The organism is Domibacillus sp. 8LH, assembly GCF_038806185.1.
Lineage (GTDB): Bacteria > Bacillota > Bacilli > Bacillales > Domibacillaceae > Domibacillus > Domibacillus indicus_A.
Genome location: NZ_JAVJNG010000065.1, coordinates 1 through 1,318 on the forward strand (window position 1 = coordinate 1; position 1,318 = coordinate 1,318).

Annotated in this window: 1 rRNA gene; it reads left to right on the forward strand. The window is 55.4% G+C overall.

The features are described from left to right. A 23S ribosomal RNA gene (locus RG959_RS23765) occupies positions 1-1,318 on the forward strand; the annotation flags it as partial.

Genomic DNA, 1,318 nt, shown 5'->3' on the forward strand with positions numbered 1-1,318 from the left:
AAGGACTGGTGGAGCGCCTGGAAGTGAGAATGCCGGTATGAGTAGCGAAAGAAGGGTGAGAATCCCTTCCACCGAATGCCTAAGGTTTCCTGAGGAAGGCTCGTCCTCTCAGGGTTAGTCGGGACCTAAGCCGAGGCCGAAAGGCGTAGGCGATGGATAACAGGTTGATATTCCTGTACCACCAAGCATCGTTTGAGTGATGGGGGGACGCAGGAGGATAGGAGATCACGCAGCTGGATACGCGTGTTTAAGCAGTCAGGCTGGAAATGAGGCAAATCCCGTTTCCATTAAGGCTGAGCTGTGATGACGAGGGAATTTTAGTACCGAAGTCTTCGATTCCACACTGCCAAGAAAAGCCTCTAGCGAGATGTAAGGTGCCCGTACCGCAAACCGACACAGGTAGGCGAGGAGAGAATCCTAAGGTGAGCGAGTGAACTCTCGTTAAGGAACTCGGCAAAATGACCCCGTAACTTCGGGAGAAGGGGTGCTCTGGTAGGGTGCAAGCCCGAGAGAGCCGCAGTGAATAGGCCCAGGCGACTGTTTAGCAAAAACACAGGTCTCTGCAAAGCCGCAAGGCGACGTATAGGGGCTGACGCCTGCCCGGTGCTGGAAGGTTAAGAGGAGGGCTTAGCGCAAGCGAAGGTCTGAATTGAAGCCCCAGTAAACGGCGGCCGTAACTATAACGGTCCTAAGGTAGCGAAATTCCTTGTCGGGTAAGTTCCGACCCGCACGAAAGGCGCAACGATCTGGGCACTGTCTCAACGAGAGACTCGGTGAAATTATAGTACCTGTGAAGATGCAGGTTACCCGCGACAGGACGGAAAGACCCCGTGGAGCTTTACTGCAGCCTGATATTGAATTTTGGCACAGTCTGCACAGGATAGGCAGGAGCCTTGGAAGCCGGAGCGCCAGCTTCGGTGGAGGCGCTGGTGGGATACTGCCCTGACTGTGTTGAAATTCTAACCCGCACCCGTGATCCGGGTGGGAGACAGTGTCAGGCGGGCAGTTTGACTGGGGCGGTCGCCTCCTAAAATGTAACGGAGGCGCCCAAAGGTTCCCTCAGAATGGTTGGAAATCATTCGCAGAGTGTAAAGGCACAAGGGAGCTTGACTGCGAGACCTACAAGTCGAGCAGGGACGAAAGTCGGGCTTAGTGATCCGGTGGTTCCGCATGGAAGGGCCATCGCTCAACGGATAAAAGCTACCCCGGGGATAACAGGCTTATCTCCCCCAAGAGTCCACATCGACGGGGAGGTTTGGCACCTCGATGTCGGCTCATCGCATCCTGGGGCTGTAGTCGGTCCCAAGGGTTGGGCTGT